The organism is Tepidiphilus succinatimandens (genome assembly GCF_006503695.1).
GTDB lineage: Bacteria > Pseudomonadota > Gammaproteobacteria > Burkholderiales > Rhodocyclaceae > Tepidiphilus > Tepidiphilus succinatimandens.
In genome coordinates this window covers 1-23,133 of record NZ_SBIK01000023.1, presented here as the reverse complement: position 1 = coordinate 23,133, position 23,133 = coordinate 1, and the positions used below count along the sequence as shown (strand labels likewise).

The following is a 23,133-nucleotide window of genomic DNA, read 5'->3' as shown; positions in this document are numbered from 1 at the left end:
CGGGCCGTGCCGCAGGCGCGTTTGAAGTAATCCGCCTGCTCGGGCGTGGGACGAAGGGCGATCTTGTGGGTGAGGTGCATGGTCAGTCACTCATCGCCAAGAAGTTTTGCCGCCTTGCCTGTGCTCATGGTGTTTTCCATGAACCCCATTATGGATTAATTTGCACTTTTTGTAATACGGGCTTTTTGTAATACGGGAGTTGGCTCCAGGGTCGATGCACGTGCGTTATCTTCCGCTGGATCATATCGCGTTCCCGCATCGGCTTCCACCGCTTCGGCGTTACAATCCGTGCGACCATTCGCTGAGGGGAAGGGCTTGTTCTCGCATCTGGCTGCCGTCGATCTCGGATCGAACAGCTTCCGGCTCGAAATCGCCCGCGTCGACGGCGACTTGCTCTACCCCGTCGACGACCTCAAGGCAGCGGTGCGTCTGGCCGCCGGGCTCGGCGCCGACAAAAGGCTCGATGCCGCCGCCTTCGCCCGTGGGCTGTCGGCGCTGGCGGGATTTGCCGAACGGCTGCAAGGGTTTCCTCCCGAAGCGGTGCGCGCGGTCGGCACCAACGCCCTGCGCGTGGCGCGCAACGCGCCCGAGTTCGTGCTTCAGGGGCAGGCGATCCTGGGGCATCCCATCGAGATCGTCTCCGGCCGGGAAGAAGCCCGCCTCATCTACCTCGGCGTGGCGCACGCCGTGCCCGAGCCGCATCGCCAGACTTTCGTCATCGACATCGGCGGCGGTTCCACCGAAGTCATCATCGGCCGCGGTTTCCAGCCCATTTTGCTCGAGAGCCTCTACATGGGCTGCGTCTCCTACAGCCTGCGCTTCTTTCCCGACGGAAAGATCACCGAAGGCCGCCTGCGCGAGGCCCGGCTCGCCGCGGCCAAGGAGATCGAGGCGATTGCCCTCCCTTTTCGGGCCTTGGGCTGGGAGCGGGCCGTCGGTTCCAGCGGTTCGGCCAAGGCGATCCGCGACGTGCTCGTCGCTCAAGGCTGGAGCCGTGAGACCATCACGCGCAAGGGGCTGCAGCAGCTCGTCAAGGCGTTACCCACGCTCGGCTCGATCGAGGCACTCAAAGGGCTCAAAGGGCTCAAACGCGACCGCCAACCGGTCTTCCCCGGCGCGGTGGCGATCATGGCTGCCGCCTTCGAGGTGCTCGGGCTCGAGGAGATGGTCTTCTCCGAAGGCGCCTTGCGCCTCGGGGTACTCTACGATCTGCTCGGGCGGCATCATCACCAGGACATTCGCGAATCCTCGGTCGAACGGTTCATGGAGCGCTATGGCGTCGACCGGGTACACGCCGGGCGGGTGGAGACCACTGCGCTCGAGCTCGCCCTCGATCTGCGCCCCGAGCTCGCTTTCGAAGAGCATCCCGATCGACGGCTGCTCTCCTGGGCGGCGCGGCTGCACGAGATCGGCCTGTCGATCGCGCATGCCGGACATCACAAGCATGGCGCCTACATCTTGGCGCACGCCGACATGCCCGGCTTCTCGCGCATGGAGCAGGCGCAGCTCGCGCGCCTCGTGCTGAGCCACCGCGGCAAGCTCGAGCGGCTCTCCGAGCTTCCTCCCGGTTCGTCGCACTGGGATCTCATCTTCGCACTGCGCATCGCCGCCGTGCTGCACCGCGCCCGCGATGACAGGCGCTTCGAGCGGCTGCACGCCCGGCGCGAGGGGGGCGGCTACAGGCTGCAGTTGCCGTCCGCCTTCCTGCGCCGCCATCCGCTCACCCGCGCCGCCCTGGAAGACGAGACCGCGCAATGGGCGAGCGTCGGCATGCCGCTGCGCCTCGATCCGCTTCCCTCATCTTTCAACCACCCAGGAGAACGACATGACGCTCAACCCTTATGAAATGGGGCTGGAGAAGACCCCGGCCAACTACGTGCCGCTCACGCCGCTCACCTTCCTGTCCCGCTCGGCCTACATTTACCCCGAGCGCACCGCCGTCATCCACGGCAAGCGCCGCTATACCTGGAAACAGGTCGAGGAGCGCGCCCGGCGGCTCGCCTCCGCCCTGCGCCAGCTCGGGGTGAAGAAGAACGACACGGTGGCGGTGGTCCTCAACAATACGCCCGAGATGTACGAGTGCCATTTCGGTGTACCCGGCTGCGGCGCGGTGCTCAACACGATCAACATCCGGCTCGACCCCGAGACGGTGGCCTTCATCCTCAACCACGGCGAGGCCAAGGTGCTCATCACCGACCGCGAGTATTCCAAGATGGTGAAAGAGGCGATCCGCATCGCCCATCGCCCCGATCTCATCGTCATCGACGTGGACGACCCGGAATACACCGGCCCCGGCGAGCGGCTCGGCCGGATCGAGTACGAGGAATTCCTCGCCCAGGGCAACCCCGACTTCGTCCTCGAATACCCGCAGGACGAGTGGGAGGCGATCTCCCTCAACTATACTTCCGGCACCACCGGCAACCCCAAAGGCGTGGTCTATCACCACCGCGGGGCCTATCTCAATGCCTTCAGCAACATCGTCTCATGGGGCATGCCGCCGCACTCGGTCTATCTGTGGACCCTGCCGATGTTCCACTGCAACGGCTGGTGCTTCCCCTGGACCATGGCCGCCAACGCCGGCACCAACGTCTGCCTGCGCCGCGTCGATCCGCGCCTCATCCTTGAGCTGATCGCCGAGCACAAGGTGACCCACTACTGCGGCGCGCCCATCGTGCACTCAATGATCGCCAATGCGCCCGAGGGATGGCGCAAGGGGATCACGCACAAGGTCTCCGGCCTGGTGGCCGCTGCCCCGCCTCCGGCCGCGATGATCGAAGCGATGGCCAAGATCGGCTTCGACATCACCCACGTCTATGGGCTCACCGAAACCTACGGACCGGCCGCGGTCTGTGCCAAGCACGACGATTGGGCGAGCCTGCCGCTCGAAGAGCAGGTGCGGCTCAACGGCCGCCAGGGGGTGCGCTACCACGCCCAGGAGGCGATCACGGTGATGGATCCGGACACCATGCAGCCGGTGCCCTGGGATGGCGAGACCATGGGCGAGATCATGTTCCGCGGCAACCTCGTCATGAAGGGCTACCTCAAGAACCCCAAAGCCACCGAAGAGGCGTTTCGCGGCGGCTGGTACCACACCGGAGACCTCGGCGTGATGCAGCCCGACGGCTACGTCAAGATCAAAGACCGCGCCAAGGACATCATCATCTCAGGTGGCGAGAACATCTCCTCGATCGAAGTCGAGGATGCCCTCTATAAACACCCGGCGGTGGCCGCCGCGGCGGTGGTGGCCGCGCCCGACCCGAAGTGGGGCGAAGTGCCCTGCGCCTTCGTCGAGCTGCGCGAAGGCGCGGCGGTGACCGAAGAAGAGCTCGTGCAGCACTGCCGGCGGCTGCTCGCCGGCTTCAAGGTGCCCAAGCGCTTCATCTTCGGCCCCATTCCCAAGACCTCGACCGGCAAGATCCAGAAGTACATCCTGCGCGAACGGGCGAAATCGCGCGAGGCGATCGAATAAAAGGCACCATGATGCTGCGCCGTGCGGCGTATGTGCGCCGCGCGGCGTTGCGCCGGCGCCACAAGCAACAGATATCCAGGGTTCGGCGCCCCTTATTTCCCCTTTTGCCGTGCGCTGATCGTGCTATCGTAAAACTGGGCCAAGGAGAGAGGCATGGATCACGAGGATTTCGCCGACGAGATACGTGACCTGAATCTCAGCTACCTGATCCTCGCGCAGCGCATGGTGCAGCGCGACCCAGCCTCTGCCGCCGTAAAGCTGGGCCTGGAAGCAGAGACGGCGCGCTGGCTCGCCGCATTGCCGCCGGCCAAGCTGGTGCGCATGGCGAGCCTGCAGATCGGGCTGCCGCAGTTCCGTTTCGACGCGGCCGTGCTCGAGCGCATGGCCGGAGAAAAGGCCCGCGACGAGCTCACCGCCACCCTGCACGCCGCCATCCTCGCGCACGGCAGCCAGCGAAAGAAAACCAAACGAACGGGAGGACATCATGACGAGACCTGAGTCGATCGAACGAGAAGCGGCCGACGTTTGCCTTGCAGCCGAGCTCATCCGGCTCGGCGCGCGCATGCAGCTCCTCGAAGCGGAGACTTCCTTGAGCCGCGAGCGCCTGCTCAAGCTCTACAAGGAAATCCGCCATGCTTCCCCGCCCAAGGGGATGCTACCCTTTTCCACCGACTGGTTCATGACCTGGCAGCCCAACGTGCACGCCTCCCTTTTCATGAACCTCCATCGCCGGGTGCGGCAAAGCGGTGCGGCCGAGGGCGTGCACGCGCTCATTGCCGCCTATCACCTCTATCTCGACCAGATCGACGCCATTGGCACCGACCCGGTGCTCAGCATCACGCGCGCCTGGACGCTGCTGCGCTTCTTCGAAGCCGAGCTGGTGCAGCTCACGCCGTGCTCCTGCTGCGGCGGCGAATTCCTCACCCACGCCTACGAGCCGGCCAAGACCTTCGTCTGCGGCATCTGCCACATGCCCTCGCGCGCCGGCAGCAGCCGCACCTCGGCCAAGACGGCCATCTCCCGCGGACAGAAGCGCCTGAGCGCCCAGCCCGCCTGAATCCCCCGATTGCGCCAAGCGCCACGCATGAGCCTGTGCTAACATAGAGCCCCCCGGATCGGGGGCGGCTTGGCTGCATCCGCAGCGCTCGATGGCTCACGGCAAAGCGAAAAGGGGGGATTCGTGTTTCTGCTGCTCGGGTATGTGATCATACTCGCCTCCGCGTTCGGTACTTATGCGATCCACGGCAGCCTCGTGGCGCTGTGGGTGCCGGCAGAATACGTGGCCATCGTCGGGCTCATGATCGGCAGCTTCATCGCCAGTAACGACGGCGCCACCCTCAAGCTCGTGCTCGGGCGGCTGTCGGGCGCCCTCAAGGGCTCCCCTTATACGCGCGCCTTCTACCTCGAGCTGCTCTCCCTCCTCTACGAGATCCTGGTCAAGATCCGCAAGGAAGGGCTGATGTCGATCGAGCAGGACGTGGACAACCCCGAGGGTTCGGCCCTGTTCGGCAAATACCCGCTCGTGCTCAAGGATCATCATCTCGTCGAATTCATCACCGACTACCTGCGCATGATGGTGAGTGGCAGCCTCAATCCGGTCGAAATCGAAACTCTCATGGATCAGGAACTCGAGACGCACCATCAGGAAGCGCACATGCCGCCGCATATCGTGAGCAAGATTGCCGACGCCATGCCCGCCTTCGGTATCGTGGTCGCGGTCATGGGCGTGGTGAATGTGCTGGGTTCGGTGGGCGAGCCGCCGGCGGTGCTCGGCAAGAAGCTCGGCGGCGCCCTGGTCGGGACCTTCCTCGGCATCCTCCTCTCCTACGGCTTCGTCGCGCCCATCGCCGGCCAGCTCGAAGCGAAAGTCGAGGATGGCGCCAAACCCTTCCAGGTGGCCAAGGTGGTGCTGCTCGCCAGCATGAGCGGCTATCCGCCGCAGATCGCCATCGAATTCGGGCGCAAGGTGCTGTGGACGCGCGATCGTCCCACCTTCCTTCAGCTCGAGGAAGAGCTGAAGGGGCGCAAATAACGGCGCGATGCGATGAGCGACGAGAGTCAGCAACCAATCGTCATCAAGCGCATCAAAAAGGGCGGCGGTGCCGCCCACGGCGGCGCCTGGAAAGTCGCCTACGCCGACTTCGTCACCGCCATGATGGCGTTTTTCCTTTTGCTGTGGCTGCTCGGCTCCACGGCGCAAGGGGACCTCGAAGGCATCGCCAAGTTCTTCCAGAACCCGCTCAAGGTGGCGCGCGAAGGCGGGGCGGGCGCCGGCGATGCCGAGCGTATCATCCCTGGTGGCGGCGAGGATCTGAGCCGGCGCGTGGGCCAGGTCAAGCGTGGCGAGACGCGCAGCGAGAAGAGTACCGCGACGCGCGAAGGCGGGGAGGGCGCATCTCCCATGCATGGCCTCTCCGACGTGGAGATCGCCACTGGCGGGCAGGGAAGGGTGGCCGGCACGCCGCTCACCGAGGCATCTCCGGCGCCCGGGCGCGGCGGTGGCAGCAGCGGCCCCGGCATGGGGGGCGAAAAGCTGCGCGAACTGCAGCAGCTCGAGCGGACCAAGGCGATGCTGGAGGCGATTCTCGAGGCCGACCCGAATCTACGGGCGATGAAGGATCAGATCCAGATGCGCATCTCGGACGACGGTCTGGTGATCGAGATCGTCGATACGCAGAACCGCCCCATGTTCGCGCTCGGTAGCGCCCAGGTGCAGGACTACACCCGGCGGCTCCTGCGCACGGTGGGGCGCACGCTCAACGACCTACCCAACCGCATCAGCATCGCCGGGCATACCGACGCCACACCCTATGCCGGCGATGGGCGCGGCATGTCGAACTGGGAGCTCTCCGCGGAGCGCGCCAACGCCGCCCGGCGCGAGCTCGTCGCCGGCGGGCTCGACCCGACCAAGATCTTCCGCGTCGTCGGCATGGCCGACACCTCCCCCCTCATTCCCGAAGACCCTTACGCGCCGCAGAACCGGCGCATCAGCATCATCGTGCTGAAGAAAGAAGTGGAAGATGCCTGGCGGGCGCGGGAGCATGCGGCGCCGCTCATGCAGGGGTACGGTCAGCCGCCGGCTGCGCCGACCGCCAAGCCTGGCGGAGCCTCGCCATGAACCGCGAAGAGGATTCCGCTTCGGCGCTGCGCCGCATCGCCGAGGTGCGGCGCACCATCGAGCGCCTCGCCCAGACCCGCCTCGAATCGCTGCCGCGCGAGTTCGAGCTCACCGAAGAGGATTTCGCCGCCATCCGGGCGTTGGTGGCCGAACGAGCCGGCATCGCGCTCTCGCAGGCCAAGCGCGACATGGTCTACGTTCGCCTGTCGCGCCGCCTGCGCGCGCTGGGGCTCAAGCGCTTCGCCGACTACCTGGCGCGGGTGCGCAGCGACGAGCGCGAACTCGAAGCCTTCATCAATGCGCTCACCACCAATCTGACCTATTTCTTCCGCGAGCCGCACCACTTCGAGCACTTGCGCACCTGGCTCGGGCAGCGCCCAGGGGCTCGCCTGTGGTCGGCCGGATGCGCGAGCGGCGAAGAAGCCTATTCCATCGCCATGACGGCCTGCGAAGTGTGGGGGCGGCCCGATCCCCCCGTCGAGATCCTCGCCACCGATCTCGACACGCAGGTGCTGGAAGAGGGCCGCCGCGGCATCTATGCCGCCGAGCGGCTCGAGGCGATCGATCCTCGCCTACGCGACCGCTATTTCGAACCGCTCGCCGATGGCCGCTGGCAGATCCGCGCCGAACTGCGCGCCCTCGTGCGCTTTGCCCGGCTCAATTTCGTCGAAACCCCTTGGCCGGTGCAAGGGCCGTTCGAGGCGATCTTCTGCCGCAACGTGCTGATCTACTTCGATCGCCATACCCAGCGCATGATCCTCGAGCGCTTCGCTCCCCTCTTGCGCCCGGGCGGCTACCTCTATCTGGGGCATTCGGAGAACCTCCTCTATGCGAGCGAGGCGTTCGAGCCGCTGGGACGCACGATCTATCGTCGCAAGGCCGACGGGGAGGCGGCGGCAGGGGGGGAGCATCGGTCTTCTGCACCGCCGCAGGCCACGCCGTGCGGCGAATCCTGGGTGCCTTCTCCCGCTCGTGCCGGCAGATCTTTCCTTCCGGGGGCCGCCGGGGCGGAGGCGGCCTCGTGCAGGGAGCGCGAAGAGCCTGTGCACCCCGGCGAACCGGTGATCCTCATCGGCGCCTCCACCGGCGGTACCGAGGCGATCAAGACGGTATTGCAAGCCCTGCCGACCGACGCCCCGCCAGTGCTCATCGTGCAGCACATGCCGGAGCATTTCACCGCCTCGTTCGCCAAGCGGCTGGACCAGGTGTGCGCCTTGCGCGTGAGCGAAGCGCGAGACGGCGAGATCCTGGTGCGCGGCCGGGCCTGGGTGGCGCCGGGACATTCGCACCTTCGCCTCGAACGTCAGGGGAATGGCTACGTGCTGCGGCTGGACCGCTCCGAGCCCGTCAACCGTCATCGACCCTCGGTGGACGTGCTCTTTTTCAGCGCGGCCGAGGTGCTGGGGCCGGCGGCGGTGGCGGTGCTCCTCACCGGCATGGGGCGCGACGGAGCGCAGGGGCTGCTTGCCCTGAAAGAGGCCGGCGCCCACACCATCGCTCAGGACGAGGCGAGCGCCGTGATCTGGGGCATGCCCGGCGAGGCGGTGCGCCTGGGCGCCGCCTGCGAGGTACTGCCGCTTACCGAGATCGCACCGGCGATCGTGCGGGCGGTGTCGGCGCGGCAGCCGCTTTGGGCGCGCCGCTGAGCGGGGCGCGCTCGGGGCGCGCCGTCTCCCCGCCTTTGACGCAGGCAAGCAGCTCGGCATTTTTTTCCGCCCCTTCGACGAGGCGGTCGAGCCCTTGCATCACTTCCAGGCTGGCGAGTTCCATGCGGTGCGCCGCCTCGACCATGCGCTCGACGTCCTTTTTCGCCAAGGCTTCGAACGCTTCCTGCGCCGCCTCGTGCACCGTGCGGTGCGGTCGCTCGATCTCGCGATAACCGGGAAAACCGCTGAAGCACTCCTTGCCGCGCCCCTCGTAGTACCAGCGCCCGAGGCGGCAGTTCTGGTGATTGGCGAATTCCGTCGCAGCCCTGTCGCTCACGCCGAGCAGCACCTCGTATACGGCGAACTTGTAGAGGATATGGTCGAGCTTGGCGAGCTCGCAGAAGCTGCGCAGCGCCGCCAACCCGGCCGAGCGTTCGATGTCTTCGACCAACCCTTCGAGCGCCTCGACTTCCTTCGCCGCCTTCTCCCCTTGCTCGCTGAGCCGGTCCGACTCCTGGGCGAGCTCGCTCATGGCCTCGCGGCTCGAGCCGCTGTCGCCCCGGATCTGCTCGACGAGGCGCGAGATGTCGGCAGTGGCCACCGCCGTGCGCTCGGCGAGTTTTCTCACTTCGTCGGCCACTACGGCGAAGCCGCGCCCCTGCTCTCCCGCGCGCGCCGCCTCGATCGCGGCGTTGAGCGCCAGGAGATTCGTCTGATCGGCGATCTCGCGGATGAGGTTGACGATGCCGGTGATCTCCTGCGCCCGCGCATCGAGCGCGCCGACTTTCTGCGCCGCGCTCTGGGAGCGCTCGGCGAGCTGGCGCAGGCTCTGGGCGATCGCCTCGGCCGCTTCGCGGCTCACTTCGGCACGTTCGAAGGCCTGCTCGGCGGTTTCCCGGTCTTCGTCGCTGCGCTGCGCCAAGGTGCCGACACTACCCTGCACCTGGACAAGCGAGGTGTGAAACGCCTTGAATTCCTCGCTCACACGGCGCATGGCGTCGCTCTCCCAGCGGCAGCGATCGGCTTCGGCCTGGGCTTCTTCGAGCTGGCGGCGCAGGGCGGAGAGTTCGCTCTCCTTGCGCCGGATCTCTTCTTCCAGGGCGTTGGCGCGGGTTTCGAGCGCGCGCAGGCGCTCTTTGTGGCCGAACAACATGGGGCGCTCCTCGTTCGTTTTGGTCATGACATATATTACGGCAAAGTCGGCGCGGGACTTGAGGAAAAATAGATGGAAAAAAATGCCGTAATTCGGCTAAAGTTTGAACCCTGAGCTGCCGTAACATACGGTACCAAGATCGAATCGGAGTGGCGCGATGTCCGACCTACTCAAACGCATCGACGAGCGCACCAAGCTCGCCGGCACCAACAAGCTCGAGATCCTGCTCTTCACGCTCGGCGTGAGCAAGGTCACCAAGCGGCGCGAGACCTACGGCATCAACGTCTTCAAGGTGCGCGAGGTGATGAAGACCCCGCCCATCACCGCCGCGCCCGACATGCCGCCTGCCGTGAAAGGGGTGGTGAGCCTGCGCGGAGTGCTCGTGCCGGTGGTCGACCTGGGCGAATACGTCGGGGTGGAGCCCGGCAGCGAGCGCAACATCATGATCATCACCGAATACAACGGCAAGGTGCAGGGCTTCCTCGTCGAGTCGGTCGATACCATCCTGCGGCTCGACTGGTCGCAGATCCGCGTGCCGCCCGAGATGCTCACGGCCAAAACGGGCGGCTTGGTGACTGCGGTCACGGAGCTTCCCGATGGGCGCCTCGTGATGCTGCTCGACGTGGAAAAGGTGCTCTCCGACATCACCAAGTACGACGAGGCCGAAGATCTGTACGCCGGCATCGAGCCGCTTCCGGATGGCGACAGATACACCGTGTATTTCGCCGACGACTCGGCGGTGGCGCGCGAGCAGATCGAGCGCACCCTGCAAAAGATGGGGGTACGCTACGTGGGGGCGGTCAACGGCCGCATCGCCTGGGAGAATCTGGAAAAAGCCGCCGAGCGCGCCAAGATCACCGGTCGTCCCATCACCGACTTCGTCAGCGCCGTGATCACCGATATCGAGATGCCCGAGATGGATGGGTTCATCCTCACGAAGAAGATCAAATCCGACCGGCGCTTCACCGGCGTGCCGGTGTTGATGCATTCTTCTCTCTCGGGTATGCAGAACCAGTATCTGGGCAAATCGGTGGGCGTCGACGAATACGTCCCCAAATTCCATCCGCGCGAACTCGCCGAGACGCTGCAGCGCCTGTTCGCCAAACGTCAGGAAACCGCCAAGGAGGGCTGAAATGGCCAATCCGTCCGAACCCATGGTGATCGAACCGGAACTGGTCGACCCCGATGCCGAGAAGGCGTCAGAGCGCTTCGAAGAGATCGAGGCGCGCGCGGGGCTCGCCGGCTCGAACCGCTTCGAGATCCTGCTCTTTTCTCTCGGGACGTCCGAGACCTTCGGCATCAATGTCTTCAAGGTGCGCGAGGTGATGGCCACGCCTTTCATCACGCGCGCCCCGAACGTGCCGCCCGGCGTGGAAGGGCTGGTGAGCCTGCGCGGCAACGTGATCCCGGTGGTGTCGCTCGCCAAGGTGATGGAGCTCGCTCCCATGGACGATCGCATCGCCCCGGCGATGATGGTGGCGGAGTATTGCCGCAAAACCTTGGGATTTCTCGTCGAGGCGGTCGATCGCATCATCCGGGTGGAGTGGTCTAAGGTGCGCGAGCCGGAGAACGTCTCCTCCCAGGTACATGGCATGATCACTTCCATCACCGAGCTGCCCGACGGACGCCTGGTGTCGATCATCGACGTCGAGGCGGTGCTCGCCAAGACCTTCGGCGAGGCGGTGGTGGGCGTCATCTTGCCGATTCCCGACGGTCATCGTCGGCACGTGTTTTTCGTCGATGATTCGAGCGTGGCGCGCAAGAAGATCGCCGAGGTGCTCGACAAGCTCGGCGTCAAGCACACGCACGCCAACAACGGCATGGAAGCCTGGGAGCGGCTGCAGAGCATGGCCAATTTCGCCGAGCAGACGGGAACGGCCTTGCGCGATCAGCTCGACGTGATCCTCACCGACGCCGAGATGCCCGAGATGGATGGCTACGTGCTCACCAAGAACATCAAGGCCGATCCCCGCTTCGACGGCATTCCCGTGATCATGTATTCCTCGCTCACTTCTCAAGCCAATCGTACGATGGGCGAGCGGGTCGGGGTCGATGGATATGTGGAAAAATTCGACGCGCAGATGCTGGCCGAGACTTTGCGGCCGCTGCTGATGCGCTGATCAACAACGATGGAGAATGCTCGATGGCGGACGACAAGACGCGCTTCCTGGTCGTGGATGATTTCTCGACGATGCGTCGTATCTTGCGCAACCTCTTGAAGGAGCTGGGCTACACCAACGTCGACGAGGCCGAGGACGGCGTGGCGGCGCTGCACAAGCTCGAGTCGCAGCCCTACGATTTCGTCATCACCGACTGGAACATGCCGAACATGGACGGGCTGACGCTGCTGCGCAAGATCCGCAGCAGCGACAAGCTCAAGCACCTGCCGGTGCTCATGGTCACCGCCGAGGCGAAGAAAGAGAACATCATCGCCGCGGCCCAGGCCGGGGCTTCGGGCTACATCGTCAAGCCCTTCACCGCGGCGGTGCTGGCCGAGAAAATCGACCGCATTTTCGAGAAGATGGGTAAGAAACCGGCCGGAGGATCGGCGCAATGAGCAAGAAAACGCCTGATGAGCGTTCCGCGGAACGCCAAACCGACCCGAGCGGCGACAACGACGAGCTGCAGGCGCTCTTCGACAGCATCGTCGGTTCGGCGGGCAGCGTGTCGGAGCCCGAAGAGCCGCCGGCGCAAGGAGACAGCGACGAGCTGCAGGCGCTCTTCGACGCCGTGGCCCAGCAGTTCAGCGCCGCTGAAGAAGGTGCGAGGCAGGAGTCACCAGCTGCTCCAGCGCCGGCGCCCTGTCAGGTTCCGCACGACGAACTCGTTCAGCGCCTCGGCAAGGTGGCGCGCCAGCTGCACGAGGCGCTCAAGGAGCTGGGCTGCGAGACGGTCATCGCCGAAGCGGCCCAAGCCGTGCCCGATGCGCGCCAGCGCCTGCACTACATTGCCCAGATGACCGAGCAGGCCGCCTCGCGCGTGCTCAACGCCACCGACATCGCGATTCCCCTGCAGAAGTCGCTTGCCGAGAAAGCCGAGGCGCTCAAGAAGCGTTGGGACGATCTCTTCGCCAACCGCCTCTCGCCGCAGGAATTCCGCGAGCTCGCCCACGACACCCGGGCTTTCCTCGTCGATGCGGCCGACACCTCGCGTGCGACGACGCAGCAGCTCATGGAAATCATGATGGCGCAGGATTTCCAGGATCTCACCGGCCAGGTGATCAAGAAAGTGATCGAGATCGTCGGCCGCATCGAGACGGAGCTGCTGCAGATCCTCATCGAGGCGATCCCGGAAGAGGCGCGGCCGAAGAAGGCGGTCGAAGTCTCGCTGATGAACGGGCCGGTGATCGACACGCGCAAGGAAGGGGTGATCACCTCGCAGGAAGAGGTGGACGATTTGTTGAAGAGCCTGGGCTTTTGAGGCGGCCTCGGCAACCAGTAAGGGAGAACGGCCGTGAGCGACTTTGCCGGAATGCAGGATCTATTGCAGGATTTTCTCGTCGAGGCCGAGGATCTGCTCTCGGGGGTCGACAACAAGCTCGTCGAACTCGAGCGCAACCCCGAGGATCGCGCGCTCTTGAACGAGATCTTCCGGGGCTTCCACACCATCAAGGGGGGAGCGGGTTTCTTGGGGGCGCAGGAGCTCGTCACCCTGTGCCATCTCACCGAAAACCTCTTCGACAAGCTGCGCAACGGCGAGCTGCATCTGAGCCCGGCGCTGATGGACGTGATCCTGGAAGCCACCGCGGCGGTGCGCGAGATGTTCGGCTATCTCGAACGCAGCGTCCAGCCGCCGCCGGCCGATCCGCAGTTGCTCGAACGCCTGCGGCTCGCCATCTCCGGCAAGCTGGAACAAGGCGCCGAGGCTGCCGCAACGGCTGCGACCCAACCCCAAACCAACGCGCAGCAGCCGAACGCGGCTGAACCGGACTGGGAGGCGCTGCACGCCGCCGTGACCGGCGCGGGTGCAGCCGCCGCAAAGGCGCCGTCGGGTTCCGGGGGATCGGCTGCTCCGCCCAGCAACGAGGCCAAAGGGAAACCGGACGAAGAGGAGGGGCGGGCTGGCGTACCCGTGGCCGCAGCCCGGCGTCCGATGGTGCCGCTCGCGCGCAAGGAGACGGTGCAGCGCGAAACCGCCATCCGGGTCGACACCGCCCGGCTCGATCAGGTGCTCAATCTCGCCGGCGAGATCGGGCTCACCAAGAACCGCCTCACGGCCCTCAGGAGCGACATCCTCTCGGGCAAAACCGATCCGGATACGTTGCACGCGCTCGACGTGGCGGTCAACCAGCTCGACCTTCTCGTCTCCGACCTGCAAAACGCCGTCATGAAGACGCGCATGCAGCCCATCGGGCGCCTCTTTCAGAAATATCCCCGCATCGCGCGCGACCTGGCACGGCAGTTGGGCAAGGAAGTCGAGCTCGTCATCCAGGGGGAAGAGACCGAGATCGACAAGACCATGATCGAGGATCTCTCCGATCCGCTCATCCACCTCATCCGCAACGCAGTCGATCACGGCATCGAGATGCCCGATGAGCGCATTGCCGTGGGCAAGCCGCCTCAGGGGACGGTGACGCTGGCCGCCAAGCAGGAAGGGGATCACATCGTCATCATCGTCGCCGACGACGGCCGTGGCATGGACCCCGAGAAGATCCGTGCCAAGGCGGTGGAGAAAGGGCTGATCACGCCGGAAGAGGCCAACAGCCTCGACGAGCGTCAGAGCCTGAACCTCATCTTCCTGCCCGGCTTTTCCATGGCCGACCGCGTCTCCGACATCTCCGGCCGAGGGGTGGGCACTGACGTGGTGCGCACCAACATCACCAAGCTCAACGGCACCATCGACGTGCGCTCCGAAGTCGGGCGCGGCACCACCTTCATCATCAACCTGCCGCTCACCTTGGCGATCCTGCCGGTGTTGCTGGTGCGCCTGGGCGAGCAGCCTTTCGCCGTGCCGCTCTCCATGGTGCGCGAGATCCTGCCGATCCACCTCGACGAAGTGCGCGAGGTCGGCGGGCGGGCGACGCTCTTCGTGCGTGGGGAAGTGCTCCCGATCCTACCTTTGGCGAATCTCCTCAACTGGAGGCTGGAGCGTACCCCGGCCTATGGGGTGCTCATGCAGATGGCCGAATTCTCCTTCATCCTCGGCATCGATACCTTCGCTGGCCGTGAGGACGCGGTGATCAAGTCGCTGGAGGATTTCCGTCCCAAAGGCGTGGCCGGGGTGACCATTCTCTCGAACGGCCAGATCGTGCTGATCCTCGACATGAAGGAGCTCTTCGAGACCGGTACGGGCACCAAAGGGGTGAGCAAGGCCGCGCTCGAAGCGAAGAAAGCCGTCGCTCCTGCTTGAGGCAAAGGGTGCGCTGTAAGTGAAGGTAAAGGCGGCGGGCGGGTCCCGCCGCCGTCGTTTCAGGCAAGGAGCGTGAGGAGCCGTTGCTGCGCAGCCTCGAACTGGGCCAGGCCCTGCTGCTGCAGCGCCTCTCCGATCGCCTCGAGGTCGATGTCGAGCCGGGCGCATCGCTCCCAGTGTGCCTGGGCGGCTTCGACGTCTTCCACGATCGTCGCGCCACGCGCCTGGCCGTGATCGAGGAGCGCCGTGAGCGTCGCCTCGGGCAGGGTATTGACCGTCTCCGGCCCCACCAGCGGTTCCACGTAAAGCAGATCCGGATAAGCGGGGTTCTTGGTGCTGGTGCTCGCCCACAGCGGCCGCTGCGCCCGGGCTCCGGCGCGGCGCAAGGAGCCGAAAGCGCCCTCGCCGAAATGCTGCAGAAAGTCCCGATAGGCGAGCTTGGCGAAGGCCACCGCGGTCTTGCCCTGCCAGTCGGGGCGTTCGGGCGCGCGCTCGGCAAGGAGCGCATCGACGGCCGTGTCGAGCCGGGAGAGGAAGAGGCTCGCCACGCCGAACATGGGTGCGAGCGGCCGGCCGGCGGCTTGACGTTGCTCGAGACCACGCCGATAGGCCTCGACGACGCGCCGGTACTGCGTGCGCGAGAAGAGCAGCGTCACGTTGACGTTGATCCCCTCGGCGACGAGCGCTTCGAGCGCTTCGGCGCCGGCGGCGGTGCCGGGAATCTTGACGAGCAGATTGGGGCGTTCGATCGCGGCATGCACCCGCCGGGCGGCGGCGATCGTGCCGGCGGCATCGTGCGCGAGCGCCGGGTCCACTTCCAGGCTCACGTAGCCGCGCTCCCCGCCCGAGGCTTCCCACAGCGGAAGGAGCAGGTCGCAGGCGCGGCGCACGTCGGCGAAGGTGAGTCGCTCGAGCCGTTCCGGCGGCGGCAGGGACGTGCGGCGCAAGGCTTCGACGTCTTCCCGATAGAGGGGGCTTTTGGCGATGGCGTTTTCGAAGATGGACGGATTGGTCGTAATGCCGCTCACGCCGATTTCCAACAGCTGGGCGAGCCGTCCGCCCTCGAGGAGGTCGCGCGAGAGGTGGTCGAGCCAGATCTGTTGGCCGAGTTCGAGGAGCTGATGCAGCACGGTTCGGGTCGTCATGTGTCGTCTTCCAGGGCGTCGTCGCAGGAGCTTGCCAGAGGGGCCGCCAGGGCGGCGATCTTCGCCCTTAGCATATCATCTTCGTGCGGCGCCTCGACGAAGGAAAGCGCCTCTTCCCAGCCGAGCCGGCGGGCGAGCGTGGCGAAGGTCGCATCGAGCGCGTGCAGCGCGAGCAGTGCACCGCTGTCGGGGTAGCGCACCGCCAGATCGCAGCAGGTGAGCAGCAGGCGCGACACGCCCAGGTGCTCGCGCCACAGCCGGTTGTGTAAACCGTGACCGTAGGTGGTGTCGCCGATGAGGGGGTATCCGGCATGGCGCAGATGGCGGCGGATCTGGTGCTGGCGTCCGCCGTCCGGATAGCAGGCCACGAGCGCGTAGCGGCTGGTGGGATGACGGTCGTTGGGCCAGGGCAGTTCGATCGTCGCCAGGCGCCGTAGCTCGGTGCACGCCGCTTTCTCCGCATCGCGCGGCCCCGGCACGGTGCGGGCGATGCGCGACAGCGGCCGATCGATCGTCAGGGTTTCGGGCGGATGCCCCCGCACCACGGCGAGGTAGCGCTTCGCCACGTGCCGGCCGGCGAAGTCGGCGGCCAGGGCGGCGGCAGCGGCTGCGTCGAGCGCGAAGAGCACCGGCCCGGAGGTCGGTTTGTCGAGGCGATGGACGGGGAAGACATGCCGGCCGAGGCGACCGCGCAGCCAGCGCATCAGGATGCGGGATTCGCGCGCGTCGAGCTCGGTAGGATGGACCAGCCAGCCCGAGGGCTTGAAAACGGCGACGAGCCGTTCGTCCTCATGCAGGAGGGAAGGCTCGTCGCACTGGGGCGCCGCTGGGTTCAGAGCGTCAGGCGGCGTAATTGCGCTCCGCGAACTCCCAGTTGACCAGGTGTTCGAGGAAGGCGGTGACGAAGTCGGCGCGGCGGTTGCGGTAGTCGATGTAGTAGGCGTGCTCCCACACGTCGATGCACAGCAGCGGCGTATCACCCGTGGTGAGCGGCGTGCCGGCCGCACCCATGTTGACCACGTCGACCGAACCATCGGCTTTCTTCACCAGCCACGTCCAGCCGGAGCCGAAGTTACCCACGGCACTCGTGTGGAAGACTTTCTTGAATTCGTCGAAGCTGCCCCATTTGGCCTTGATGGCATCGAGCAGGGCTCCTTTGGGCTCACCGCCGCCGTTGGGCTTCATGCAGTGCCAGAAGAAGGTGTGGTTCCAGGTCTGCGCCGCGTTGTTGTAGATCGGGCCGGCCGGGGCTTTCTTGACGATGGACTCGAGGTCCATGTTCTCGTATTCCGTGCCCTTGATGAGGTTGTTGAGGTTGGTGACGTAGGCCTGATGGTGCTTGCCGTAGTGGTACTCCATCGTCTCTTCGGAGATGTAGGGGGCAAGCGCGTTTTTCGGGTAGGGTAGTTCGGGCAGTTTGTGTTCCATGTTCTCTCTCCTTTGCGTGAAGGGCCGGCGTTCGGGCCGGCGAGGGGGTGAGGAAAAACCTTTACCATTTTAGTCGGACTTTTCCACCCCGACAACCTCGGCCATGGCGCGCCCGTCGTGGAATTCGAGGCGGATGTTTTGCCCCGCGGCGAGTTGCCCTGTGCTCGTGAGCACCTGCCCGGCGGTGTCGCTCACCAGCACATAACCGCGTTCCAGCACCGCTTTGGGATCGAGCGCTTCGAGTCGATCGGCGAGGCGTTCGATGCGCCGATGCTGGGTTTCGATCGCCTGCGCTGCCGCCCGCGGCAAGCGCTGCGCGAAGGCGTCGAGCCGGGCGCGGTGTCCGGCGAGCGTGGGCCGGGCGGCGGCAAGGCGCCGGTGCAGCGCATCGAGCCGCAGCCGCGATTCGGCGAGCGTGCGCCGCTGCGCCGCCGTAAGCCGCGCGTGCAGCCCTTCGAGCCGTCGCCGGGCCTCGGACAGGCGCGCCGCGGGGTGGGTGAGGCGCAGCTGCAGGCGGTCGAGTCGCTGGTTTTCGGTGAGCAGACGCTCGCGCAGCGCCCGCTGCAGGCGCCGCGCCAGCAGATCGAGTTCGAGCGGCAGTTCGGTCCAGCCTTGGCTCACCAGCATCGCCGCGCCGGTGGGGGTGGGGGCGCGCACGTCGGCCACCAGATCGGCGATGCTCACGTCGGCTTCGTGCCCGACGCCGCTCACGATCGGCACGGGGCTTGCGGCGATCGCGCGGGCAAGCGCCTCGTCGTTGTAGGCCATGAGATCTTCGGGGCTGCCGCCGCCGCGCACGAGCAGTGCCGCTTCGATGCCGAGCCGCGCCGCAGCCTCGCCAAGGAGTGCAAGCGCTGCCACCATTTGCGCCGGCGCTTCCGCGCCTTGCACCAGCGTGGGCAGCAGCACGATCTCGACGAGGGGGGCGCGCTGGCGCAGCGTGCGCAGCACGTCATGGATGGCGTCCCCTGCCGGCGAGGTGATGAGGGCGATGCGCCGCGGCCGGCGCGGCAGGGGCCGCTTCCTTTCAGCGGCGAAGAGCCCCTCGGCTTCGAGCTTGGCTCTGACGGCGAGGAAACGCTGCCACAGCAGACCGGCGCCGGCCGGCTTGAGGCCGCGCACCACCAGCTGGTACTCGCCTCGAGGGGCATAGACGCTCAGCTCGCCCGCTGCCTCCACGCTGTGTCCCTCGGCGAGTAGCCGTGCGAACATCGTCGCCTGACGCCGCCACAGCACGCAGCGTAGCGCCGCGGTTTCGTCCTTGAGCGTGAAGTAGCAGTGCCCCGAGGCGGCGAGGGTGAGGCCGGAGATCTCGCCGATGACGTTGACCTCGGAGAACCCCGTTTCGAGGCACTCCTTGATGCGCTGCGTGAGCTGGCCGACGGTTTCGGCAGGAGGGACGAAGAGGGTGGGATCGGGCTTCATGCGCGCGATTGTACCGGGGTTTCATCCCCATCGGGACACGGGATGTCACGGCACGGTAACTTTGCTCCGGAAGACCTTGATCCACAGGCTGTTTTTCCTAATCGATTGATTTTCAATGTAAAAATTTGTTGCTGAAAAATGTGGCAGAGTGAGCTTCCTCGCGTGGGTGCAGGGGTTATGCCTGCTTTTGTCCGTTCATGCACAAAGTTATCCACAGACTTTGTGGAAGAGCGGGGAAGCTTGGGGCGGCGTGCCCCCGTGTTCGGGCGTATAATGCCGGACGCAACGCATCCGTGAAAGGAATTTCTTCCGTGTGGTCGGTGATACAGGCTTCTGGTTGGCCGATCTGGCCGCTTCTGCTCGCCTCCATCCTGGCGGTGGCGATCATCATCGAACGCGCCTGGACGCTGCGGCGCAAGCGCATCAATCCGCCGGGGCTGCTCGATTCGGTGCTCGAGGAGCTGCGCCGGGGCGCTTCCCCACTGGAACTGGCACAGCGGCTGGAAGGGCATTCTCCTCTGGGCCGCGTGTTGGCGGCGGGGCTGCGCAACTACGGTTCCTCGCGCGAGGTGATGAAAGAGGCGATAGAGGATGCCGGCCGGGTGGTGGCGCACGAGCTCGAACGCTATCTCACGGCGCTGGGGACCATCGCGGCCATCTCGCCGCTGCTGGGCCTGCTCGGCACCATCGTGGGGATGATCGAGATCTTCGCGTCGCAGTCGGCGGCCGGCGCCAATCCCCAGCAGCTGGCGCACGGCATCTCGGTGGCGCTCAACACCACCGGGCTTGGCCTCATCATCGCCATTCCCGCGACCATCTTCTGGCGCCATTTCCGTGCCTACGTCGATTCCCTGGTGATCGAGATGGAGCAGGAGGCAGTGCGTCTGGTGGAAGTGGCGCACGGGGAGCGGGCCGGAGTGGGCGCATGAAGTTTCACAAAGCAGAGAGTTCGCGCGAGGAGCCGTTCCTTAACCTAGTGCCGCTCATCGACGTGGTGCTGGTGATCCTGATCTTTCTGAGTGTGACGACCACCTTTTCCCAGACGGCGCAGCTCAAGATCGATCTTCCCGAGGCCGACGCGGCGGCGCCGGTCGACGCCGCGCCCAAGGAATGGGTGGTGGCGATCACCGCCGACGGGGCCGTGTTCGTCGGCGAGCGCGCCGTGGGACTCGGCAGCGTGGAGGACATCGAATCGGCGCTCAGGGCGGTGATCCCTTCCGGATCACAGCCGACCATCATCATCGAAGCAGACGCCAAGACGCCGCACCAGCGCGTGATCGACGTGATGCGCGCGGCCCAGCGTGCCGGCTTCGACAGGCTCACTTTCTCCGTCGAGCGCGTCGAATCGCGATGAGCTCGGCGCCGGCGTGGTGGTCGCATCGCGGCGCTGTGGCGCTGGGGCTTCTTCCTTGCTCCTGGCTCTTCGGCCTTGCGGTGCGGCTGCGCGCGCTCGCCTATCGTCGCGGCTGGCTGCGGCGCTGCCGGCCGCCGGTGTTCGTGCTGGTGGTGGGAAATCTCAACGTGGGTGGCAGCGGCAAGACGCCGGTGGTCGCGGCGCTCGCCCGCGCGCTCGAGGCGCGAGGTGTGCGCTGCGGCATCGTCAGCCGCGGCTATGGCGGTAACCTCGAGGGAACGGCGGAAGTGCCGGCCGAGGGCGATCCCGCCTGCTATGGCGACGAGCCGGTGCTGCTCGCACGCGAAGCGCAGGTGCCGGTGGTGGTGGGGCGCGCGCGCTGCGCCGCCGTGGCCGAGCTGCTGCGGCGCCATCCCGACGTGCGTCTGGTAGTCGCCGACGACGGTCTGCAGCATCTGCGGCTCCAACGCGACTTCGAGCTCGTGGTGCTCGATCGGGGCGCCTTGGGCAACGGCTGGCTGCTGCCGGCCGGACCCTTGCGCGAGCCGCTCTCGCGCCTGCGCACGGTCGATGCCGTGGTGGCGCACGACCCGCGGCAGGTGCGCACTCTAGTGCCGGCCGCGGTGCCGCTTCACGGGCTGCGGCTCGAACCCGAAGCGATCGTCTCGCTCGATGATCCTTCGCGCAGGCTGCCGCTTGCGGCGCTTTCCGGACGGCGGGTGCATGCCGTGGCGGGCATCGGCCGACCGGAGCGCTTCTTCGCCACGCTGCGCGCCCTGGGCGCCGAGGTGGTGCCGCACGCCTTTCCCGATCACCACCCGTACCGGGCGGAGGATCTGGACTTCGGCGCTCCTGGCGAGTGGCGGATTTTCACCAGCAAGGATGCGGTAAAATGCCGGGCATACGCGCGGCCGCACGATTGGGTGCTGACGGTGCGCGCCCGGCTCGACGAGGCGCTCGTCGAGCGCATTCTGGAGCGAATACATGGACACTCGTCTGCTGGACGTGCTGGTATGCCCGCTGTGCAAGGGGCCGCTCAAATACGACCGTGAGCGGCAGGAGCTCGTCTGCCGCGTCGATCGTCTGGCCTATCCAATCCGCGACGGCATCCCGGTGATGCTCGCCGACGAGGCGCGTCCGATGACGGCCGAGGAAGTCGAGGCGCTCAAGTGAGCGGGTTTCGCGTGGTGATCCCGGCGCGGCTCGCGTCCACGCGCCTGCCGAACAAACCGCTCGTCGATCTCGCCGGCAAACCGATGGTGGTGCGGGTGTGGGAGCGGGCCGTGGCGAGCGGCGCCGACGAAGTGTGGGTAGCGACCGACGCACCGGAAGTGGCGGCCGCGGTGGAGCAGGCCGGCGGCCGGGCGATCCTCACGCGCGCCGACCACGCCTCCGGCACCGACCGGCTCGCCGAGGTGGTCGAGCGCCTGGGCTGGGAGAACGAGGCGATCGTGGTGAACGTGCAGGGCGACGAGCCGCTGATCGATCCGGACGCGATCCGCACAGCGGCCCAGGTGCTCGCGCTCACGCCCGAGGCGGCGATCGCCACGCTGGCGCATCCCATCGACTCGGTGGAAGAATTCTTCGACCCGAATGCGGTGAAGGTGGTGTGCGACGCCACGGGACGGGCGCTCTATTTTTCCCGGGCACCGCTGCCCTGGGGGCGGGACGCTTTCGCCGCCGGGCGTCCGGCACGCCTGCCCGAGGGGCTGCCGGCCTTGCGCCACGTCGGTTTGTACGCTTACCGGGCTGTTTTCCTGCGCGCGTTCTCCAGGCTCGCGCCTTGCGCACTGGAGCGGTTCGAGATGCTGGAGCAGTTGCGCGCTCTGTGGTACGGATACACCATCCAGATCAAAGTGCTCGACTCGGCCCCGGCGCCCGGCATCGATACGCCGCAGGACCTGGAGCGGGTACGTCGCATGCTCGCCGGGGCCGCATGAAGACCGGCTACTTCCGTTTTCGTCGTCAATCATAAAGGAGAGGGGATCGTGCGCTTGATTCTTCTGGGACCGCCCGGTGCGGGCAAAGGGACGCAGGCTACCATCATCAAGGAGAAGTTCGGTATTCCGCAGATCTCCACCGGCGACATGCTGCGCGCCGCGGTGAAGGCGGGAACGCCGCTGGGGCTCGCGGCGAAGAAGGTGATGGACGAAGGCGGACTGGTTTCCGACGACATCATCATCGGCCTGGTGCGCGAGCGTCTGCAGCAGCCCGACTGCCAGGCGGGCTACCTGTTCGACGGCTTCCCGCGCACGATCGCGCAGGCCGAGGCGCTCAAGGAAGGCGGCATCCCGCTCGATTACGTGCTGGTGATCGAGGTGCCCGACGAGGAGATCATCGATCGCATGAGCGGCCGCCTGGTGCATCCGGCGTCCGGCCGCACCTATCACGTGCGCTACAACCCACCCAAGGTGCCGGGCAAGGACGACGTCACCGGCGAGCCGCTCGTGCAGCGCGACGACGACCGCGAAGAAGTGGTGCGCAAGCGCCTGGCGGTCTATCACGAGCAGACGAAACCGCTCATCGCCTATTACGAGGCGTGGGCGGAAAGCGGCGATCCCGCCGCGCCCAAGGTGCGCAAGGTCTCTGGCCTGGGGCCGGTGGAGGAAATCACGCGGCGCATCCTGGAGGCGCTTGCCGGCTGAGGTAGTAGTTTCTGGCGTTTCTTCACGACGTGCGGCGCTGCAGATGCCCGAGAGCGCTCGAGTCGCGTTGACGTGAGCCTTGAAGGGTTCCTGGTGGCGTCGCAGTCGTTAGGGCGTTCTTGCGTAACTGGAGCATTATGGCTTTTGCCTTCGAAATTTCTTGACCGGTTCGCACACTGTCTGATGGCTTATGAATCAGACTCGATGGCGAGAATCGAGGCAATCGTCCTTGGCATGACATTTTATTTTTACAAAGGGAGTGGACATGAGCGAAAGAATTATGTGTCAGGTCCCGGACGATTACGTGGCACTTTTATGAAAAGTTCCGGTTTTTCTGCGTACCATCTTTTCATGGCCTCGATGGGCGGGACATGCCCCAGGGCTTTCTGGGGAATGTGGTG

Annotated in this window: 24 protein-coding genes and 2 pseudogenes; 19 read left to right on the top strand and 7 right to left on the bottom strand. The window is 66.0% G+C overall.

Annotated elements, in window-relative coordinates:
* The 8 genes from EPD82_RS12510 to EPD82_RS12100 all read left to right on the top strand — a co-directional run.
* On the top strand, window positions 1-191 hold a 191-nt coding region (locus EPD82_RS12510; RefSeq protein ID WP_240803328.1), incomplete at its 5' end, for a hypothetical protein.
* A gap of 124 nt (window positions 192-315) precedes the next feature.
* Complete coding sequence (gene ppx / locus EPD82_RS11430; protein WP_141056708.1) at window positions 316-1,845, top strand: exopolyphosphatase; 1,530 nt, start codon at window positions 316-318, stop codon at window positions 1,843-1,845.
* The gene (locus tag EPD82_RS11425) at window positions 1,826-3,469 is read left to right on the top strand and encodes an acyl-CoA synthetase (protein ID WP_141056707.1); all 1,644 of its coding nucleotides are present in this window, start codon (window positions 1,826-1,828) and stop codon (window positions 3,467-3,469) included. Before ppx ends, EPD82_RS11425 begins: the two co-directional genes overlap by 20 nt.
* A gap of 153 nt (window positions 3,470-3,622) precedes the next feature.
* Window positions 3,623-3,967 (top strand): flagellar transcriptional regulator FlhD, encoded by a 345-nt coding sequence (locus EPD82_RS11420; protein WP_055423738.1) that lies wholly within the window; start codon window positions 3,623-3,625, stop codon window positions 3,965-3,967.
* Window positions 3,954-4,526 carry a flagellar transcriptional regulator FlhC gene (flhC, locus tag EPD82_RS11415; RefSeq protein ID WP_055423739.1) on the top strand — a complete coding sequence of 191 codons (573 nt, stop codon included), beginning with the start codon at window positions 3,954-3,956 and terminating at the stop codon, window positions 4,524-4,526. The genes EPD82_RS11420 and flhC overlap by 14 nt, the downstream gene beginning before the upstream one ends.
* Before the next feature lie 123 nt (window positions 4,527-4,649).
* Window positions 4,650-5,501: a flagellar motor stator protein MotA gene (motA, locus tag EPD82_RS11410; RefSeq protein ID WP_055423740.1), complete on the top strand. Its 852-nt coding sequence runs from the start codon at window positions 4,650-4,652 to the stop codon at window positions 5,499-5,501.
* Window positions 5,502-5,513: 12 nt separating this feature from the next.
* Window positions 5,514-6,587 carry a flagellar motor protein MotB gene (locus EPD82_RS11405; RefSeq protein ID WP_141056706.1) on the top strand — a complete coding sequence of 358 codons (1,074 nt, stop codon included), beginning with the start codon at window positions 5,514-5,516 and terminating at the stop codon, window positions 6,585-6,587.
* Window positions 6,584-8,233, top strand: coding sequence for a chemotaxis protein CheB (locus EPD82_RS12100; RefSeq protein WP_141056705.1), 1,650 nt, complete (start codon window positions 6,584-6,586; stop codon window positions 8,231-8,233). The genes EPD82_RS11405 and EPD82_RS12100 overlap by 4 nt, the downstream gene beginning before the upstream one ends.
* Here the strand turns inward: EPD82_RS12100 and EPD82_RS12455 are convergent.
* Both EPD82_RS12455 and EPD82_RS12450 read right to left on the bottom strand, forming a co-directional pair.
* Window positions 8,166-8,654: a CZB domain-containing protein gene (locus EPD82_RS12455; protein WP_420824935.1), complete on the bottom strand. Its 489-nt coding sequence runs from the start codon at window positions 8,652-8,654 to the stop codon at window positions 8,166-8,168. The two genes, EPD82_RS12100 and EPD82_RS12455, sit on opposite strands and share 68 nt — an antisense overlap.
* Before the next feature lie 72 nt (window positions 8,655-8,726).
* Window positions 8,727-9,227, bottom strand: a pseudogene (locus EPD82_RS12450) (methyl-accepting chemotaxis protein); the annotation flags it as partial.
* A gap of 316 nt (window positions 9,228-9,543) precedes the next feature.
* Between EPD82_RS12450 and EPD82_RS11390 the strand changes: the two are divergent.
* From EPD82_RS11390 to EPD82_RS11370, 5 genes are read left to right on the top strand one after another with little or no spacing between them, the layout of a single operon-like run.
* On the top strand, window positions 9,544-10,518 hold the full coding sequence (locus EPD82_RS11390) for a chemotaxis protein (RefSeq protein ID WP_141056703.1): 975 nt from the start codon (window positions 9,544-9,546) through the stop codon (window positions 10,516-10,518).
* 22 nt (window positions 10,519-10,540) lie between these two features.
* Window positions 10,541-11,506: a chemotaxis protein gene (locus tag EPD82_RS11385; RefSeq protein ID WP_141056710.1), complete on the top strand. Its 966-nt coding sequence runs from the start codon at window positions 10,541-10,543 to the stop codon at window positions 11,504-11,506.
* Window positions 11,507-11,529: 23 nt separating this feature from the next.
* Window positions 11,530-11,943, top strand: a complete 414-nt coding sequence (cheY, locus tag EPD82_RS11380) for a chemotaxis response regulator CheY (protein ID WP_055423744.1) — start codon at window positions 11,530-11,532, stop codon at window positions 11,941-11,943.
* A complete protein-coding gene (cheZ, locus tag EPD82_RS11375) occupies window positions 11,940-12,806 on the top strand; it encodes a protein phosphatase CheZ (protein WP_141056702.1) in 867 nt (288 codons plus the stop codon). Before cheY ends, cheZ begins: the two co-directional genes overlap by 4 nt.
* A 51-nt stretch (window positions 12,807-12,857) precedes the next feature.
* The gene (locus tag EPD82_RS11370; protein ID WP_141056709.1) at window positions 12,858-14,735 is read left to right on the top strand and encodes a chemotaxis protein CheA; all 1,878 of its coding nucleotides are present in this window, start codon (window positions 12,858-12,860) and stop codon (window positions 14,733-14,735) included.
* 59 nt (window positions 14,736-14,794) lie between these two features.
* Here the strand turns inward: EPD82_RS11370 and tal are convergent, their stop codons facing one another.
* The 4 genes from tal to xseA all read right to left on the bottom strand — a co-directional run bounded on the left by tal (window position 14,795) and on the right by xseA (window position 18,733).
* Window positions 14,795-15,880 carry a transaldolase gene (gene tal, locus EPD82_RS11965; RefSeq protein WP_170210837.1) on the bottom strand — a complete coding sequence of 362 codons (1,086 nt, stop codon included), beginning with the start codon at window positions 15,878-15,880 and terminating at the stop codon, window positions 14,795-14,797.
* Window positions 15,877-16,629, bottom strand: a complete 753-nt coding sequence (locus tag EPD82_RS11960) for a pseudouridine synthase (RefSeq protein ID WP_240803329.1) — start codon at window positions 16,627-16,629, stop codon at window positions 15,877-15,879. The genes tal and EPD82_RS11960 overlap by 4 nt, the downstream gene beginning before the upstream one ends.
* A gap of 91 nt (window positions 16,630-16,720) precedes the next feature.
* The gene (locus EPD82_RS11360) at window positions 16,721-17,308 is read right to left on the bottom strand and encodes a superoxide dismutase (RefSeq protein WP_055423747.1); all 588 of its coding nucleotides are present in this window, start codon (window positions 17,306-17,308) and stop codon (window positions 16,721-16,723) included.
* Between the two features lie 69 nt (window positions 17,309-17,377).
* Window positions 17,378-18,733: an exodeoxyribonuclease VII large subunit gene (xseA, locus tag EPD82_RS11355; RefSeq protein WP_141056701.1), complete on the bottom strand. Its 1,356-nt coding sequence runs from the start codon at window positions 18,731-18,733 to the stop codon at window positions 17,378-17,380.
* A gap of 311 nt (window positions 18,734-19,044) precedes the next feature.
* Here xseA and EPD82_RS11350 point away from each other — a divergent pair, with 311 nt between their 5' ends.
* The 6 genes from EPD82_RS11350 to adk are packed head-to-tail and all read left to right on the top strand — an operon-like array spanning window position 19,045 to window position 22,732.
* On the top strand, window positions 19,045-19,662 hold the full coding sequence (locus tag EPD82_RS11350; RefSeq protein ID WP_055423749.1) for a MotA/TolQ/ExbB proton channel family protein: 618 nt from the start codon (window positions 19,045-19,047) through the stop codon (window positions 19,660-19,662).
* Window positions 19,659-20,087 carry an ExbD/TolR family protein gene (locus EPD82_RS11345; protein WP_055423750.1) on the top strand — a complete coding sequence of 143 codons (429 nt, stop codon included), beginning with the start codon at window positions 19,659-19,661 and terminating at the stop codon, window positions 20,085-20,087. The genes EPD82_RS11350 and EPD82_RS11345 overlap by 4 nt, the downstream gene beginning before the upstream one ends.
* Window positions 20,084-21,139: a tetraacyldisaccharide 4'-kinase gene (gene lpxK, locus EPD82_RS11340; RefSeq protein ID WP_141056700.1), complete on the top strand. Its 1,056-nt coding sequence runs from the start codon at window positions 20,084-20,086 to the stop codon at window positions 21,137-21,139. The genes EPD82_RS11345 and lpxK overlap by 4 nt, the downstream gene beginning before the upstream one ends.
* Window positions 21,072-21,260 (top strand): Trm112 family protein, encoded by a 189-nt coding sequence (locus EPD82_RS11335; protein ID WP_055423752.1) that lies wholly within the window; start codon window positions 21,072-21,074, stop codon window positions 21,258-21,260. Before lpxK ends, EPD82_RS11335 begins: the two co-directional genes overlap by 68 nt.
* Window positions 21,257-22,027 (top strand): 3-deoxy-manno-octulosonate cytidylyltransferase, encoded by a 771-nt coding sequence (kdsB, locus tag EPD82_RS11330; protein WP_055423753.1) that lies wholly within the window; start codon window positions 21,257-21,259, stop codon window positions 22,025-22,027. Before EPD82_RS11335 ends, kdsB begins: the two co-directional genes overlap by 4 nt.
* Window positions 22,028-22,075: 48 nt before the next feature.
* Complete coding sequence (gene adk / locus EPD82_RS11325) at window positions 22,076-22,732, top strand: adenylate kinase (protein WP_141056699.1); 657 nt, start codon at window positions 22,076-22,078, stop codon at window positions 22,730-22,732.
* Window positions 22,733-23,010: 278 nt separating this feature from the next.
* On the opposite strand, the pseudogene EPD82_RS12220 reads toward adk, so the two are convergent.
* A pseudogene (locus EPD82_RS12220) lies at window positions 23,011-23,133 on the bottom strand (IS481 family transposase); the annotation flags it as partial.

Coding starts and splice junctions, on each gene's coding strand:
- tal (WP_170210837.1), bottom strand. CDS start 15,880: ATGACGACCCGAACCGTGCTGCATCAGCTCCTCGAACTCGGCCAACAG.
- lpxK (WP_141056700.1), top strand. CDS start 20,084: ATGAGCTCGGCGCCGGCGTGGTGGTCGCATCGCGGCGCTGTGGCGCTG.
- cheY (WP_055423744.1), top strand. CDS start 11,530: ATGGCGGACGACAAGACGCGCTTCCTGGTCGTGGATGATTTCTCGACG.
- cheZ (WP_141056702.1), top strand. CDS start 11,940: ATGAGCAAGAAAACGCCTGATGAGCGTTCCGCGGAACGCCAAACCGAC.
- EPD82_RS11420 (WP_055423738.1), top strand. CDS start 3,623: ATGGATCACGAGGATTTCGCCGACGAGATACGTGACCTGAATCTCAGC.
- EPD82_RS12100 (WP_141056705.1), top strand. CDS start 6,584: ATGAACCGCGAAGAGGATTCCGCTTCGGCGCTGCGCCGCATCGCCGAG.
- EPD82_RS11360 (WP_055423747.1), bottom strand. CDS start 17,308: ATGGAACACAAACTGCCCGAACTACCCTACCCGAAAAACGCGCTTGCC.
- EPD82_RS11425 (WP_141056707.1), top strand. CDS start 1,826: ATGACGCTCAACCCTTATGAAATGGGGCTGGAGAAGACCCCGGCCAAC.
- EPD82_RS11385 (WP_141056710.1), top strand. CDS start 10,541: ATGGTGATCGAACCGGAACTGGTCGACCCCGATGCCGAGAAGGCGTCA.
- EPD82_RS11335 (WP_055423752.1), top strand. CDS start 21,072: ATGGACACTCGTCTGCTGGACGTGCTGGTATGCCCGCTGTGCAAGGGG.
- EPD82_RS11390 (WP_141056703.1), top strand. CDS start 9,544: ATGTCCGACCTACTCAAACGCATCGACGAGCGCACCAAGCTCGCCGGC.
- flhC (WP_055423739.1), top strand. CDS start 3,954: ATGACGAGACCTGAGTCGATCGAACGAGAAGCGGCCGACGTTTGCCTT.
- EPD82_RS11405 (WP_141056706.1), top strand. CDS start 5,514: ATGAGCGACGAGAGTCAGCAACCAATCGTCATCAAGCGCATCAAAAAG.
- xseA (WP_141056701.1), bottom strand. CDS start 18,733: ATGAAGCCCGATCCCACCCTCTTCGTCCCTCCTGCCGAAACCGTCGGC.
- EPD82_RS11345 (WP_055423750.1), top strand. CDS start 19,659: ATGAAGTTTCACAAAGCAGAGAGTTCGCGCGAGGAGCCGTTCCTTAAC.
- EPD82_RS11370 (WP_141056709.1), top strand. CDS start 12,858: ATGCAGGATCTATTGCAGGATTTTCTCGTCGAGGCCGAGGATCTGCTC.